The organism is Methylacidimicrobium sp. AP8 (assembly GCF_903064525.1).
Classification (GTDB): Bacteria; Verrucomicrobiota; Verrucomicrobiia; order Methylacidiphilales; family Methylacidiphilaceae; genus Methylacidimicrobium.
The window spans coordinates 1,328,940-1,342,642 of sequence record NZ_LR797830.1 but is presented as its reverse complement, the minus strand read 5'-3'; the positions used below and the strand labels follow the sequence as shown (position 1 = coordinate 1,342,642).

The window sequence follows — 13,703 nt, the reverse complement described above, 5'->3', positions numbered from 1 at the left end:
AGTCAGCCGATTCGGCGAGGCATTCCTCTCCTGGTCCACCTGCGACCGCAACAGAGCTCGAAGGCATTACCAGAGGCAAGTGGAAAAGCTGGACCTCAATTTGCCGGATCTGCTCGATCACAGCGAACGGCCCAAGCCGCTCCTTGCCGGCTGGCTGGCGATTGAGGTCGTCTTCAAACTCCGGACGCCCTGGTATTCCAAGGACGACCGTCCCTTTCATGTGCGCGACAATCCGGTGCGGAAGGATCGAGTCTTCGATCTCCCTTTCATGTCGGCGGCAAGCTGGAAGGGCCTACTGCGCTGGGCCTGCCGGATGGAAGATGGCCTGCTCGAGCATCTAGCCGAGCATGAGGGCGGGCTCGATGGCTGGAAGGAGCCAAGCTGGATCCTCCATCTCTTTGGCAACGGGAAGGAAGAGGATGAAATCTTCTCACGAGGAGCTCTCCACTGCTTTCCGACCTGGTTCAACAAAATCGGCTTCGAGGTCATCAATCCCCATGATCGAGCGCGGCGAGCAGGCACCCAGCCCATCCTCTACGAGGTCGTGCCGGCTTCTACCTCCGGGACACTCTCTCTGCTTTATGCGCCGATGCCGGGCCAAGCCCGGCGCCAGGGCGTGGTGCCCACCGAAGTCCTTGATCGTCTCCTCCCGGCGCTCGAAAAGCTGCTGACCCGATACGGGTTCTCGGCCAAGCGGACGGCGGGCTGGGGAGTCGCGGGGATCCAAGCCCGGAAACTGTGCACAAAGGGCTCTGGTTGGAAGGAGGCGAAAACTCTCGCAGAGGCAAAAACCTTGCTTGCGAAGCTTCTCGGCGAGGGGAAGGGGAAACAATGACCAGCTTAGCCGGTCAAGAGTGCCTTGGGAAGCTCCGGGAACACCGCCCGCTGCTTCTTGCCTGCGAGGCCATCGGCTGGCTGCACATGACCGGCAAGGCGCACCCCGACTTTTTGCGCCGACATGGCTCGACGGGCGTGCTTTATGACGAAAAGAATTGGCATCAGAGTCTTGACCCGGACTGGAGCACGCGCCTTGGCTGGCTCCGTTCCCGATTCACCACTCAGCGGTGGCCGAGCACATTTCTCGAGTTCCTTCAGGAATACGATAACCGAGATTCCAAGAACACCCTCGTCGGATTCCTTCAAGCCGGGCATGCAATGGCCTCCGGGGTCGAGAAGAACTTGCCTACGCAGCCCTCCAAGTATCTCGGCCAGGACGCCACGCATATGTGGCTTGCCTCGCCCTTCGGTCACCCGATCCGCAACCTGCTTTCCGATCCTCCGGAAGTTCTCACGCAAAATGGATGGGCAGGGCTAACTGCGCGGATAGGCGCGCTGCTGGACGGTTTGTCAGAACTCGGCGACTCTCCTCCATCGGATCTAGAACCTTGGTGGCGCTGGCGGCAGGAGGCGATCGGGCCGGAAGGCTGGTTGCGTCAGGCCTTCATGGCCACGCTCGCCGAGACCAGGCTACCCAACAACGACGTCACGCTCTGGGACCAGTCCTATGTCGCCGCCGCGCTGTTCAAGTCGGCCGTCGCGGGGAGCCTGCTCTCGCAAAACCCGAGCTGGGAATCGCTAAAGTCCCAGACCCGCTGGCGCGTGCTCACCGTAGGCTTCGGCACGGACCATTACGAGGCTCGCGCCGTGCGGATCGGAGACTGGGCCGGGGCTCGGCGGCAGATCGAGGCCTTCTTTGAGGATATCCGGCGCCTCATCGAGGTTGACCTCGCCATCGGCTCGCTGGTCTTCCGGGACAACCAACTCTTGGTCTTCACCTTTCCCGGCCTGCGCTTCGATGAGGTCGACAGCGCAGCCCCGAGGGGCAGCCTCGATGATTCGAGTGCCGAGACCTTGCGCCAGGAGCTCGAAAAGGAGATCGATGAGCTCGCAAAAGACCGTAGCTTCGAAACGCCCCCGCTCTGCCGCCTCTCCACATCCACTCGGTCCCTTATCCCTATGACCGCAGAGCTGCGAGGGGCTCGGCAGACGCTCGCCGTTCCCATGCACCGCTCATGGTCGATCCCGCAGACAGACGAAGGCCAGGGGCACGTCTGCCCGGTTTGCCAAGTTCGGTTCAACGGTGGGCCGGAGGAGAGGCATGCGAACCTCTCCAAGCAGCGCGCATGTCGGGTGTGCAGCGAGCGCCGCAAGGGACGGCTCGACTCTTGGCTCGCTTCCGGCAACGAGACGATCTGGATTTCCGAAGTAGCGGACGAAAACGACCGGCTCGCCCTGCTTACGTTAAGCTTCGACCTCGGCCCGTGGCTCGATGGTTCGCAAATCGATTGCTTGCGCACGCAAAACGTTAGGGAGTGGCGGCGGCACAACCCGACCCTCAATGGAACCGATAATCCCGTCGATATCCACCGGCCTCACGATTCGATCGTCGAGGAAATCGAGCGCTTCGTAAGAAATCCAGTCACGGTTCGCAGCGGAAAACGGTCGGGTAAGCTGGACAATCCCCTTTTGGCCTCCCTCAATGAGGGGTTTTCGTGGGAAGACGACATCCAGGCCTTCTTTCAAAAGATTGTCGAGGACCGATCCGACGCACCGTCATGGGATTCTCTCACCGAAAAAGACCGGGCCCACTGGCTGGCCCACCAGCTCTTCCGGAAGAACGCTTCCCCGGGGCGAATCTACCGCTTTTGGCGGACCACCCAGAGATTCTTCGATCAGCTCTTGCCCCGCTTCCGGGAGATCGCCTCGGCGGCTCCCAATCGATGGCGCACCCGACGTTTGGCGCTCACCGTCAATGTCAATGATCCGGATCAAGCGGGATGGGAAGACCGGCAAACCTATCTCGGGTCCTTTCGCGGCGCTCCGTTTGAGGTCCTTTACCGTTCGGCGAGGAGGGATTTCGTGACGATCTGCAACCTCTCCCGCCTGCTTGGGCAAGAGGAGAGCGAGGATCTCCTCATCGACCAACCGATCGAGGTGGCCGGGGATGACGGAAAAGCGCGAACGCTCCAAATCGCTTCGGCAAAGACCGCCCCCGGACTGGGGTCCTATGCCCCCATCCTCGTCCTGGAACAAGACCCCGAGCGCTTTCGCATCCTTTTGCCGCTGAGCGCGGTCAATGCCTGCATCGAGGCCGCCGTGGAGAAGTGGGAGCAGGAGTTCTCGCGCGTCTGGGGCCGGATGCCGCTGCGCGTGAGCGCGGTGGCCTTTGCGCGCAGGACTCCATTCCAGGCGGTGGTCGAGGCGGCGCGCAATGTCGAGGATGCGGTGCATGCGCCGATTCAGGAGAAGAAAGAAGCGTGGCGGGTCGTCGAGACAGTCTCCCGCGGCGGGATGACCGCACTAAGCCTCGCTCGACCGGACGGCGAGCAAGAACTGGCGGTCGTTCCGGCTTGTCTGCCCGATGGACGGGCGGATGTCTTCTATCCTTACCTGGAGGTTGCCGACGGCAAGCTGCGGCAGCCGCGCGATTTCGCGACGCCCAAAGGAATCGTCTACCGCCATGTGGCGGACCTGGCCTTGGGAGATCGGATTCAGATTGCGCCCGCCCGGTTCGCGCTCCTCTTCCTCGAGAGCACAGCCGGCCGGTTCGAGCCTGTCCGCCCGCGTTATCTCTCGGACTGGAAACGGCTGCGCAGTATCTGGTCCCTCCTCCGGCGGGAAGCCCCGAGCATCACCGCGTTGCGGAGAGCCTGGAGCATCCTGGTGGAGGTAAGGGAGGATTGGGACGGACCGGCTGCCGATCCCGCAGAAACCCGCCGCGCATGGGTGGAACTCGCCCGTCCGGTCCTCGCGCAATGCCTAGAAGTGGAGGGGGCCGTTTTGGAAACGCTCGTGGATGCGGCCGCCTCCGGAATTTTGGAGCTCACTCTTGATTGGCATCTGAGAGCGCTTAAAGAGTCAGTGGAGGTAAGGCGATGACGAACCCGAGCTTTCAGACATACCCTACGGCCGCCCTGGCGGTCGATCCGATCCATGTGGGCACCGGCGGAACGCGGCTGGGACGTGTCGACAACGCCATCGTCCGCGATCCCGTTACAAAGGTGCCGAAGATCCCCGGCTCAAGCTTGGCGGGCGTGCTGCGCAGCTATGTCGCCATGCGTAAGCAAGCCACGGAGGGCAATCGGCGGATCGATAGCCGAGAGAAACCCTACTTCCCGGACTGCGCGGGTCAAGGTCAACCCCGCCCGGATGGTTCCGGGGGGCACTGTGGCCAATTCACCTGCCCCGTTTGCACGGTCTTCGGCTTCGCGCGCGGGGAACGCGGCGGGTTCGCGGGGCTGGCCGCGTTTAGCGATGCGCATGTGCTGCTCTTTCCGGTCGCGACTTGCGAAGGACCGGTCTGGATTACCGCGCCGCTCGCGCTCCGATGGCTGGCGGGCCTCCAGAATGTGATGGATGTCCGTGAGGATGCCGTTAACCGCGCTGCCGCGGCGGACAAGTTGAACTTGGGATGGCTCCTGCTCCCGGTCGTCGAACACGGCCAGATGGAGACCGTAAAAGAGAAGTTGCAAGCGATGGGCGTTCCCCCCTATATCCTGGAGCGTCTCGGCCTCGTCTCCGACAAGCTTTTTCCCCACGTCGTCAACAGCAACCTTGAAGTGCGTACATCGGTCGCGATCGATCCGGCGACGGGCGCGGCCGAGGAAGGAGCGCTTTTTACCTACGAGGCCTTGCCCCGCGGCACGGTGCTTTTCTGGGAGGTCACCTGCAAGAGTCCCCATCACTTCAAGATCAATGGGGAAAACATTGCCAAAGTCGACAGTCCTGATGGCGTTTACAAGGTCGTAGAGGAGGGATTCCCCTACATGGAGGCGCTGGGAATCGGCGGCATGGGTACCCGGGGCATGGGACGCCTTCGCGTGCTCAAGTCCGAGAAGCCGAACGCCCGGAGCGCATCGCCGGAGGAAAAGTGATGGCGATCAATCTGGACATGGAGTGTGCGAGACTCGGCTCGAAGCTTTCGCAGCAGGCTAACGACAAGATACTCACCGATGCTCTCTCCGTTCTCGAAGAGCAGGGCCTCTACGCGTTCTTCCTTTACCTCCAACAGAAGGACGATCGGAAGGCCCTCATCGAGAGCTGCTCGTCGTTCTTGAAGGCTCAAGTCGGCAGCGCAATCGACCCGGCCGACCCCTTATCCGGCGTCCGAGGTCTTGCCAAGGACATCGATCGGCTTCTGCTGGCCCGTGACCTCTTGCGCCAAGCGCTCGTTTACGGCCGCTATCAGGCCAAAGCACGAAGTAACGCCAGAAGCTAGGAATGAGTTGGAACCTATGCCGGTGGGTCTGGCGCGTGGCGAGTCCACTTTTTGTCGGCTCGACGCCATCTGGCGCCCTGAATCGGTGTCGGCTCTATGTGCCAGCCCGGCCGCTTTGGGGCGCTCTCACCGCCGAGTTGGCGCGCCAGGAAGCATCCGGCGACCCGGATTACGCTGGGATTGGGGAGATGATTCGGGACCATACGCGCCTCTCTTACCTATATCCAGCAGAGGTCATCCACGGCGGCTGGTGCGCCTGGCTTCCGCAATATCGGGAGGGGGAGGGCCTCTGCTGGGTTCGCGAGGATAATGACGCCCATCGCATTTCGGACAGACGCTTCCGTCGTCGTCTCCTTTGGGCGCGATCCGGTACTGCCATCGTCCCTGACAGCGATTCCGCACGGGAAGGGTCCTTGCGTGAGACGGAGTGCGTCCAGCCTTTCTGGCGACAAGGCGACGATTCGCAGACCGCGCCGGTCGAGCCGGTCGCGATGGCCGGCTATATCCTTTTCAAGGAATCGGGCCCGGAGGAACGCATCCGCCCGATAGCAAGGTTGTTTGTCGGTGGGGACACCCGCTACGGGCTTGGACGACTGGAGCGGGAGTCCATGGAGCCAGCCGCGACATTTTTCGGGATGGAGGTGGAGCTAGATCAGGATGAGCCTCGTGTTGTCGCCGAGTACCTGCCGGCACATGCGCACGACACGGAAGCCGATCTCTCTGGCAACCAGGAAGCCATCGGGGGATGGGACATGGCTAAAGGACAGTGTGATCCCCGGATCAGCGGTCCTGTCTGGATGCCCGGCTCACGATGGACCGGTGATGCGGACATACCCGCGTGGAACCTGCAGCCGACTGGGATGCTTCGGATGGCGAGAGCCGAGAAACGTGCCGATCCTTCGTAGGTCCTTGCCGGGAACTGGGCGGGGAAGGGAACCTTTCCAATTCGACCAAAGAGAACCGACTCCACCACCAAGGGAACTCCGGGGCACGAAATCCGGCTTGCACCATCAGATCATATCCTCCATGGGTACAGGCACAACCGGCATCCAGCGGAAGGAGGAGAGGCTCGCGGGGCGCCCTGCACCCGGGCATTCCCTTCGGACTGCCATTGCCAGTGGCTCGGGCGAGATCGGATACACCTCGTCGGTAGTGCACCCCTCGTTGCTGGCCATTAGGAATATACCCCGGAGCGCCAGCGCAGCGCAGAGATGAGCAAGGATTACACTTTTTTCCGGTGCTGGAGAGATGGCGGTCCAGGCCGGTGCCAGCGAAACAAGCGGGAGAAGGCGGAGTTTTCGGTTTTTTCAGAGGCGGCCTCCGCTTCCGAGAAGACCGGGTCAAAAAGACGATCGATCGGTTCCCTTGGACCGGGCGGAAGGCCGTAGCGTATCCGATGGATGGCGGCGCAGGAGCTTGGGAAGGTGTTCACAGACACCGCCCTTGCTTCACTCGGCAGGCAAACAAGGCGCCAAGCAATCCATGTCGAGTGACATAGGGAACGGATCGCCCGGCGACAGCTGAAGTTGTCCTCCTATTTTGGGCTTCGGAACGACTGCGCCAATGGGATGGGTGTCACGGCAGCAAGCGACCCAGCGCAGTGTTTCTCCTTGAGTTAGAAGCGCTTATGGCGGAGGATCATCCGATGGCTGTGAGAGAGATCGGGAATCGCAGCGGCCACCACCACATCGGTCCCCGCGGCGGCCTCCGTGCGCGGCTCCGCCTCGCGTTCGCCGTTGCCGTGGAAGGCCCTCTCCTCCTCGGTTGCGGTAACCATATGGGCAGCGGCCTCTTCGCGGCCACCAACGAGGATGGGCATGTCGACCGATGACCAACTCGAGCTCCCTCTGCCGGCCCCGCCGCTCGGCGGCGACACCCCGCTCATTCCGGCGCGGATGGTGAACGAGTTCGTCTACTGCCCCCGGCTTGCCTACCTCATGTGGACGCAAGGCGAGTGGGTGGAAACGGCCGAGACGGTTGAGGGAAGCCGCATCCACGTGCGCACCGACACGCCGGCCGCTCCGCTTCCCGCGCCGGAGGCGGTGGAAACCGGAGAAGAGGTCCGCACCCGTTCCCTGACCCTCTCCTCGGTGGCCCTGGGAGTGATCGCCAAGCTCGACGTGGCGGAGGCCCAGGATGGGGTCGTGACCCCCATCGATTACAAGCGCGGCAAGCGGCCCCATGTTCCCCAGGGAGCTTATGAGCCCGAACGGATTCAACTCTGCCTCCAAGGGCTGCTCCTCGAGGAGCACGGCTACCGAGTAGAGGAAGGTGCAATCTATTATGCCGAAAGCCGCGAACGGGTACGGGTCCTCTTCGATGAAGCCTTGCGCGCCGCAACGCGAGCCGCGGTCAGCGAGCTCCGGCTAACCGTTGGTCAGGGGCGGATCCCCCCACCCCTCCGGGACAGCCCGAAATGTCCGCGCTGCGCGCTTGTGACGGTATGCTTGCCGGACGAGGTTCACTCGCTCTGCGGCTCCTCGCTCGCCCCGCGAACGATCGCCGTCCCGCCCGATGAGGCGCTGCCGCTGATCGTCCAATCCCAGCACGCCCGCATCGCCAAGGAAGGCGAAACCCTCAAGATTACCGATGAGGGGAAAGGGGAAACGCAGGTGCGCTTGATCGACATTTCGGATGTGGCGCTCTTCGGCAACGTTTCGATCACGACCCCGGCGCTCTCTGCCCTGCTCGAACGCGACATCCCGGTCACGTTTCACAGCCACGGCGGCTGGTTTCGCGGCATCGCCCACGGCATCGGCCACCGGAATGTGGAGGTCCGCACGGCGCAATACCGGATGAGCTTTGACGAGGCCGCCTGCCTCCGCTTCGCCAAGCAGCTGGTCGCCGCAAAGGTCATGAATCAGAGAACGATCCTCCGCCGGAATTGGCGGGGGCTTCCGGAGGAACGGCAGGTAGCGCTCGATCGCTTAGGAGCCGCACGCCAATCGGCGGAGCGGGCGTCAACAAAGGCGCAGCTCCTCGGAGTCGAAGGAGACGCGGCCGCCATTTATTTCCGAGCCTTTTCCGGTTTGTTGCAACCGCCCGAGGGGGGAGGCGTCTCCGGAATGCGGCCGTTCCATTTCGAGGCCCGGAACCGGCGGCCGCCGACCGATCCGGTCAACGCCATGCTCTCGCTCGCCTATGCGATGCTCACCAGGCATTTGACGATCGCATTGGCATCGGTCGGCCTCGATCCCTATCGGGGCTTCTACCATTCGCCCCGGTACGGCCGTCCGGCGCTGGCCCTCGACCTCATCGAACCGTTTCGTCCGATCCTTGCCGATTCGGTCGTGCTCTCGGCGGTAAACACCGGCGAGGTCGGGCCGAAGGATTTCGTCGTGGGGATTACCGGGACTGCGCTGACGCAAGCGGGACGCCGTCGCTTTGTCGAGGCCTTCGAGCGCCGTCTTTCTCAAAAAACCACGCATCCGGTCTTCGGTTATCCGGGGAGCATGCGCCGCATGCTCCTGATTCAGGCACGGCTGCTCTCCCGATTTCTCCTGGGAGAACTGCCGGCCTATCCTCACTATTTACCCCGATAAAGGCTCCGATGGCCGACGAACGCCTCTTCATCGTCACCTACGACATCTCCAATCCGAAGCGCTGGCGGCAGGTGTTCAAAGCCGTGCACGGGTACGGAGAATGGATCCAGCTCTCCGTTTTCCAATGCCGTCTGTCGCAGCGGCGCCGCGCCGAGCTCGAGACGCGACTGCGCCAACTGGTCAAGAACGGCGAAGATCACGTCCTTCTGATTGATGTCGGGCCGGCGGAGAAAATCGAGCTTGCCATCGAGAGCATCGGAAAAACGTTCTCGAAAGTCGAACGGCGCGCCACTATCATTTAAGTCGGCTTTCGAAGCTGGCCCGGGACTCCGACAAGGGTGGGTGGTTCCCGGAGGGATTGCGCGGTTTCCGCCGGCTGCTTTCGAGCGGTTCGGTGACGCGCAAACCCCCGGACCCGCTCGAAATGCTGCAAGTCGTTGGAGTCGTGGTGTTCTTTGACATCGCAGGTACCGCGGGGCAGAGACATTGGTGCGTTTTGGCGACAGCTCTAGGAGACCGCTCGAAAATGCAAAAACTGGACTTTGGTGACCAAGGACTTACATAGCGGCTGTATCCGAGGCGTTCGCGCCTCGGCCTCATTGAAGCTATTTCGGGGGCGACCAGGACGGGAAATATGCGACCGGTATCCGAGGCGTTCGCGCCTCGGCCTCATTGAAGCTATCGCCCGGCGCGAAGTGGCCTACCACTTTCTCCCCAGGTATCCGAGGCGTTCGCGCCTCGGCCTCATTGAAGCCCCACCACTCTATACGTGATTGCAGGTCGGCCAGCCTGTATCCGAGGCGTTCGCGCCTCGGCCTCATTGAAGCCCGCGCATCCAGGAGTGCAACGCTTCTTGTCGCTGAACGTATCCGAGGCGTTCGCGCCTCGGCCTCATTGAAGCTCATTGTAGCGATAGAAACGCTATCAGCCGGAGGGGGGGTATCCGAGGCGTTCGCGCCTCGGCCTCATTGAAGCGGGATTTTGGCGAGTTTCATCTCACTGTATGTCGGCGGGTATCCGAGGCGTTCGCGCCTCGGCCTCATTGAAGCGCGAGATGATAGTAGTATCGACCACGACGCTTCTCCCGGTATCCGAGGCGTTCGCGCCTCGGCCTCATTGAAGCTTACTGGAGTCCGGGACCGGGATTTCACATCCCGTCCGGGTATCCGAGGCGTTCGCGCCTCGGCCTCATTGAAGCTCTCCAGGAGCGAAGCGAGGTTCAAGAACTCGATGGTATCCGAGGCGTTCGCGCCTCGGCCTCATTGAAGCCGCCTTTAGGGTGTCCTTTTTTGTGGAGTCGTCCTTCGTGTATCCGAGGCGTTCGCGCCTCGGCCTCATTGAAGCGTTAGCTGGCCGATTTCGGCCCAGGTCCTGGCGATGTATCCGAGGCGTTCGCGCCTCGGCCTCATTGAAGCGCAGCCAAACGCAGGCTGTTTCTGAGTCCGCTCTACGACCACGTATCCGAGGCGTTCGCGCCTCGGCCCATGTTTGGTGAAAAGCGGCCTTTTTGACGACGGCTCCAGGGTTGGGGAAGGAAATTTTGCAAAAATGTAGTCCGCATGAAAGTGGCCTTTTGTGCTTGCGATTCACGGTGACGACCGGTAATGCTATTTCCTGTTTCTGCGCACCCTGCGGTTGCGTCGGAAGGACGGGAGCGAGGCGGAGTATGTCCGCTTGGTGGAAAGCTACCGGGAAAAGGGAAAGGTCAAGCAGCGGATTGTCGCGACTCTTGGCCGCAAGGATCTCTTGGCACCCCACTTGGATCGGCTCGCGGAGTTGCTCGGGCGGAGCGCGCCGGCTTCTCGGAGAGCGCTTGAGCCTCAGGAATCCACAGTTTGGGGTCCAACGCTTGTCGCCAGACATCTCTGGAAGGAGCTGGGTATGGAAGAGCTCTTGGAGGAGAAGAGGGGGAAAGGCAAAGGACTGTCCCTTGCGGAACGGGCGTTCGTCCTTGTGGTCAACCGGCTCTTGTCCCCGGGGAGCGAACACGCCTTGGCCCAGTGGCTGGAGACCGACTACGTTCCCGACGGGAGAGGAGAGCGGATCCGGCCGGTCTGGAAGCAGAATGGCCGAGTTCGGGTCGACCACCGCTTCCTTTGGCCGTGGTACCGGACCCTTGACGAGCTCATAGGGCGGAAGGAGCGGACCCTAGGAAGGGCTCTTTGCCCGGCTGCGGGATCTCTTTTCTCTTAAGCCCGAGATGGTCTTCTATGATTTGACTTCCTCCTATTTCGAAGGGGAAGGCCCCGAGGGTTTGGCTCAATACGGCTACAGCCGGGATCAGCGGGAGGGAAACCGGCAGATCCTCTTGGGGGTCGTCATGGCCAATGGCTGGCCGATTGCCCACCATGTCTTCCGGGGCAATCGGCACGATTCGGAAACAGTTCTGCCGATCGTCGCCGATTTGGAGAAACGCTTCGGGTTGCGTCGGATCGTCTTCGTCGGGGACCGGGGGATGGTGAGCACGGCCAACTTGGGCTTCCTGTGGAGCCAGGGGCATGGGTTTTTGTTCGGCTTACGCCGACGAAGGAGCCCGGAGGTCTTGGAGTATGTCCGCAAGGCCCAGAGCGGTTCCTGGCAGCCCTGCTCTCCGGAGGAAAAGGATCGGGTCTGCGAAGTCGAGGGAGCGCTTCCCGGGCAGCGGATCTTCGTGGTCGAAAGCGCCGAGCGGCTGGCCTACGAGCAGGCCATGCGGGAGAGGGATGTCACGAAGACCCGGGAAGAGTTGGGCAAACTCGCCAAGCGTATCGAAAAAGGAGAGCTTCGGAATCGGGAAGAGATCGGCAGCTCCGTCGCCCGAATCCTCTCTCTCCATCGCGGCCACCGCTACTTCCGCTGGAGTCTGCGGGCAGGCAAGCTCCAAGTGTCCGAAGAGCCGGTGGAGACCGAAAAGCTTCTGGAGGGGAGTACGTGATCCTCACCGAGGAAAAGGATCTCTCCCCGCTTGAGGCGGTCCGGGCCTACAAGGAGCTCTCCGAGGTGGAAAGAGCCTTCCGGAAGCTCAAGGACGTGCTCGAGCTTCTTCCGATCTACCACCACAATCCCCAACGGGTGCGGGCGCACGTCTTCGTCGCCGCCTTAGCCTTCCTGCTCGACCGGCTCCTGGAGAAGAAGCTCAAGGCGGCCAATCTACCCTTCTCCAGCGAGCAAGCTTGGGTTGCCCTCCGAACCATCCATCTGGTGGACTTCTCCTTCGGAAGCGAAAAACGTCGCGGGGTCACCGCCGGGAATCATCAGGCCCGGCAAATCCTCTCCGCCTTACGCATCTCTGCCCGGGAGCCGTAGCCGACCGCAAAGGGCAAAAATAGCCCCTGTAGTGCCAATTGGAAATGACGGGTACTGTCTCGCAACGACTTACAAGACCTTCCCCCAAACATGGGCCGACATCCTCATCCTGGCTGAACATGGTCGAACGTTTCTTCGCCGAATTAACCAGCCAAGTCATCGTTCGCGGAAGCTTTCGCAGCGTTCCCGCTCTCGTGGCAGACATCACCCGCTGGATCGGCGAACGCAATGGGAATCCTCGGCCTTATCGCTGGCATGCGGATGCGCAGAAGACCTTAGAAAAGATCTACCGCGCATGGGAAGCCCTGCTGACCGTATGTTATTCCAATTACAATACAGGACACTAGACTCGAGCGACGCCGACCTGGGGATGGCGACCGTCAGCGCGCCCGACTTCGACTCTTTCGTGAAGGATCTCTTCAGCAATGTTCCGCTCCCTTCCTCCGAGGACGGGGCGGGAGAGGAGGAGTAGCCATCGATCCTAGGGGCGCGGCTTGCTTTCGGCTCCGGCGCCGGTAAGATCGTGCGGCGGCATTCCCGCGGAGGGCAACCCCATGAAGGAACTCACCCCGGAGCTCCTCGAGCATATCGAAAAGGCGCTCGATTTCGCCGGATACCGGAACAACCCGGAGGTTTACCCGCCACCCATCAGCGCCGAGGCCCTCGCCAAGGCCGAAGCCTGGTGCGAGCGGGAGCTCGGCTTTCCGCTTCCCGGCTTCTGCCGGGAGCTGCTCTCCCTTTCCAACGGGTTTTCGTTTGGCTATGGCGCCTTTTATGCCGTTCCAGAGGAGGGGAAGAAAGAACTCCTCAATATAGAGAACCTTTTTTTCCAAAACCACCGCTTCCGGAAACGGCGGCAGGAGCCCTATCGCATCGGCTCCCACCTCTTTGTCTTCGGCGAGTTTCACTTTCAGCCGCTGGTCTACGATACCCGAGCCGGGACCTTTCACCTGATGTCCCCGCTCTTTCCCTGGAAGGATACCCGGGAGAGCCTATCGAGCTTTCCCGACCTGGGGGCCTTGCTCCGGGGCGTGCTCCGAACCCGGGAGGGCGACGCGGCCCACCTCCGCCACGACTGGCTTACGGTCGAGCTGGTCAAGCGGCTGGGCCGGCTCCGCTCCCGGGCTCCCGCCCGCTTCGATCCCCGGACCTTCCCCTTCCTTCAGGCCGTGTTGTCCAGTTACGAACCAGATTGGCCTCCGGCACCGGCCCGCCCCGAGGCGCTCGCCGCAGCCGACTGGCGCTGCGAGCGGGACTACGGCTATCCCCTTCCCCCGTTCTACCGGGACTTCCTCCGCCGGATCAACGGATTCAACGTCAATGTCGATCTGGTGTTTGCTCCGATCGAGGACGCCGGGATTCCCGAGTGGGAAAAGGACTATCTCTTTGCATACATCGAACGCTTTCGGCGGTCTCATTTTTTTGACGAAGAGGAAGCGCGCGCCTATCGAGACGAGCTCTTCTGCTTCGGGGGTGCCTCCGAGGGCATCTACTACGTCTGCCACCTGCCGAGCGCCACCTTTCATGAGCTAGACTCGAGCGACGCCGACCTGGGGATGGCGACCGTCAGCGCGCCCGACTTCGACTCTTTCGTGAAGGATCTCTTCGACGATGTTCCGCTCCCTTCCTCCGAGGACGGGGCGGGAGAGGAGGAGTAG

General features: G+C 62.0%; 14 protein-coding genes and 1 CRISPR repeat array. Of the genes, 13 read left to right on the top strand and 1 reads right to left on the bottom strand.

Features of this window, described 5'->3' with window-relative positions:
- The first annotated feature begins 79 nt into the window (after positions 1 to 79).
- Genes MTHMO_RS06250 through MTHMO_RS06230 form a run of 5 tightly spaced genes read left to right on the top strand, consistent with a single transcriptional unit; the run spans position 80 to position 6,123 of the window.
- On the top strand, positions 80 to 835 hold the full coding sequence (locus tag MTHMO_RS06250; protein ID WP_202214019.1) for an RAMP superfamily CRISPR-associated protein: 756 nt from the start codon (positions 80 to 82) through the stop codon (positions 833 to 835).
- A complete protein-coding gene (locus MTHMO_RS06245) occupies positions 832 to 3,879 on the top strand; it encodes a CRISPR-associated protein Csx11 (protein WP_202214018.1) in 3,048 nt (1,015 codons plus the stop codon). The genes MTHMO_RS06250 and MTHMO_RS06245 overlap by 4 nt, the downstream gene beginning before the upstream one ends.
- Positions 3,876 to 4,874 carry a type III-B CRISPR module RAMP protein Cmr4 gene (cmr4, locus tag MTHMO_RS06240; protein ID WP_202214017.1) on the top strand — a complete coding sequence of 333 codons (999 nt, stop codon included), beginning with the start codon at positions 3,876 to 3,878 and terminating at the stop codon, positions 4,872 to 4,874. The genes MTHMO_RS06245 and cmr4 overlap by 4 nt, the downstream gene beginning before the upstream one ends.
- Positions 4,874 to 5,218, top strand: a complete 345-nt coding sequence (locus tag MTHMO_RS06235) for a hypothetical protein (RefSeq protein ID WP_202214016.1) — start codon at positions 4,874 to 4,876, stop codon at positions 5,216 to 5,218. The genes cmr4 and MTHMO_RS06235 overlap by 1 nt, the downstream gene beginning before the upstream one ends.
- A 2-nt stretch (positions 5,219 to 5,220) precedes the next feature.
- A complete protein-coding gene (locus MTHMO_RS06230; RefSeq protein WP_202214015.1) occupies positions 5,221 to 6,123 on the top strand; it encodes a hypothetical protein in 903 nt (300 codons plus the stop codon).
- Between the two features lie 710 nt (positions 6,124 to 6,833).
- Here the strand turns inward: MTHMO_RS06230 and MTHMO_RS06225 are convergent.
- Positions 6,834 to 6,995, bottom strand: a complete 162-nt coding sequence (locus tag MTHMO_RS06225) for a hypothetical protein (RefSeq protein WP_202214014.1) — start codon at positions 6,993 to 6,995, stop codon at positions 6,834 to 6,836.
- 40 nt (positions 6,996 to 7,035) lie between these two features.
- Between MTHMO_RS06225 and cas1 the strand changes: the two genes are divergently transcribed.
- The 8 genes from cas1 (at position 7,036) to MTHMO_RS06195 (ending at position 13,703) form a co-directional block, all read left to right on the top strand.
- Positions 7,036 to 8,760 carry a CRISPR-associated endonuclease Cas1 gene (cas1, locus tag MTHMO_RS06220; RefSeq protein WP_202214013.1) on the top strand — a complete coding sequence of 575 codons (1,725 nt, stop codon included), beginning with the start codon at positions 7,036 to 7,038 and terminating at the stop codon, positions 8,758 to 8,760.
- 8 nt (positions 8,761 to 8,768) lie between these two features.
- Positions 8,769 to 9,062 carry a CRISPR-associated endonuclease Cas2 gene (gene cas2, locus MTHMO_RS06215; RefSeq protein ID WP_202214012.1) on the top strand — a complete coding sequence of 98 codons (294 nt, stop codon included), beginning with the start codon at positions 8,769 to 8,771 and terminating at the stop codon, positions 9,060 to 9,062.
- A gap of 268 nt (positions 9,063 to 9,330) precedes the next feature.
- A CRISPR array of direct repeats spans positions 9,331 to 10,253; the repeat unit is 36 nt; unit sequence GTATCCGAGGCGTTCGCGCCTCGGCCTCATTGAAGC.
- A 181-nt stretch (positions 10,254 to 10,434) separates the two neighbouring features.
- Entirely contained in the window at positions 10,435 to 10,953 is a 519-nt protein-coding gene (locus MTHMO_RS10950; RefSeq protein ID WP_237394802.1) for a hypothetical protein, read from the top strand.
- 7 nt (positions 10,954 to 10,960) lie between these two features.
- On the top strand, positions 10,961 to 11,674 hold the full coding sequence (locus MTHMO_RS10945) for an IS1634 family transposase (protein ID WP_237394801.1): 714 nt from the start codon (positions 10,961 to 10,963) through the stop codon (positions 11,672 to 11,674).
- Positions 11,596 to 12,045 (top strand): transposase, encoded by a 450-nt coding sequence (locus MTHMO_RS10940; protein ID WP_237394919.1) that lies wholly within the window; start codon positions 11,596 to 11,598, stop codon positions 12,043 to 12,045. Before MTHMO_RS10945 ends, MTHMO_RS10940 begins: the two co-directional genes overlap by 79 nt.
- 44 nt (positions 12,046 to 12,089) lie before the next feature.
- Entirely contained in the window at positions 12,090 to 12,392 is a 303-nt protein-coding gene (locus tag MTHMO_RS11245) for a hypothetical protein (RefSeq protein ID WP_202214011.1), read from the top strand.
- On the top strand, positions 12,362 to 12,517 hold the full coding sequence (locus tag MTHMO_RS06200) for a hypothetical protein (RefSeq protein ID WP_202214010.1): 156 nt from the start codon (positions 12,362 to 12,364) through the stop codon (positions 12,515 to 12,517). The genes MTHMO_RS11245 and MTHMO_RS06200 overlap by 31 nt, the downstream gene beginning before the upstream one ends.
- Positions 12,518 to 12,599: 82 nt before the next feature.
- Complete coding sequence (locus MTHMO_RS06195) at positions 12,600 to 13,703, top strand: SMI1/KNR4 family protein (RefSeq protein ID WP_202214009.1); 1,104 nt, start codon at positions 12,600 to 12,602, stop codon at positions 13,701 to 13,703.

Coding starts and splice junctions, on each gene's coding strand:
- MTHMO_RS06245 (WP_202214018.1), top strand. CDS start 832: ATGACCAGCTTAGCCGGTCAAGAGTGCCTTGGGAAGCTCCGGGAACAC.
- cmr4 (WP_202214017.1), top strand. CDS start 3,876: ATGACGAACCCGAGCTTTCAGACATACCCTACGGCCGCCCTGGCGGTC.
- MTHMO_RS06235 (WP_202214016.1), top strand. CDS start 4,874: ATGGCGATCAATCTGGACATGGAGTGTGCGAGACTCGGCTCGAAGCTT.
- MTHMO_RS06230 (WP_202214015.1), top strand. CDS start 5,221: ATGAGTTGGAACCTATGCCGGTGGGTCTGGCGCGTGGCGAGTCCACTT.
- MTHMO_RS06225 (WP_202214014.1), bottom strand. CDS start 6,995: ATGGTTACCGCAACCGAGGAGGAGAGGGCCTTCCACGGCAACGGCGAA.
- cas1 (WP_202214013.1), top strand. CDS start 7,036: ATGTCGACCGATGACCAACTCGAGCTCCCTCTGCCGGCCCCGCCGCTC.
- cas2 (WP_202214012.1), top strand. CDS start 8,769: ATGGCCGACGAACGCCTCTTCATCGTCACCTACGACATCTCCAATCCG.
- MTHMO_RS10945 (WP_237394801.1), top strand. CDS start 10,961: ATGGTCTTCTATGATTTGACTTCCTCCTATTTCGAAGGGGAAGGCCCC.
- MTHMO_RS11245 (WP_202214011.1), top strand. CDS start 12,090: ATGACGGGTACTGTCTCGCAACGACTTACAAGACCTTCCCCCAAACAT.
- MTHMO_RS06200 (WP_202214010.1), top strand. CDS start 12,362: ATGTTATTCCAATTACAATACAGGACACTAGACTCGAGCGACGCCGAC.
- MTHMO_RS06195 (WP_202214009.1), top strand. CDS start 12,600: ATGAAGGAACTCACCCCGGAGCTCCTCGAGCATATCGAAAAGGCGCTC.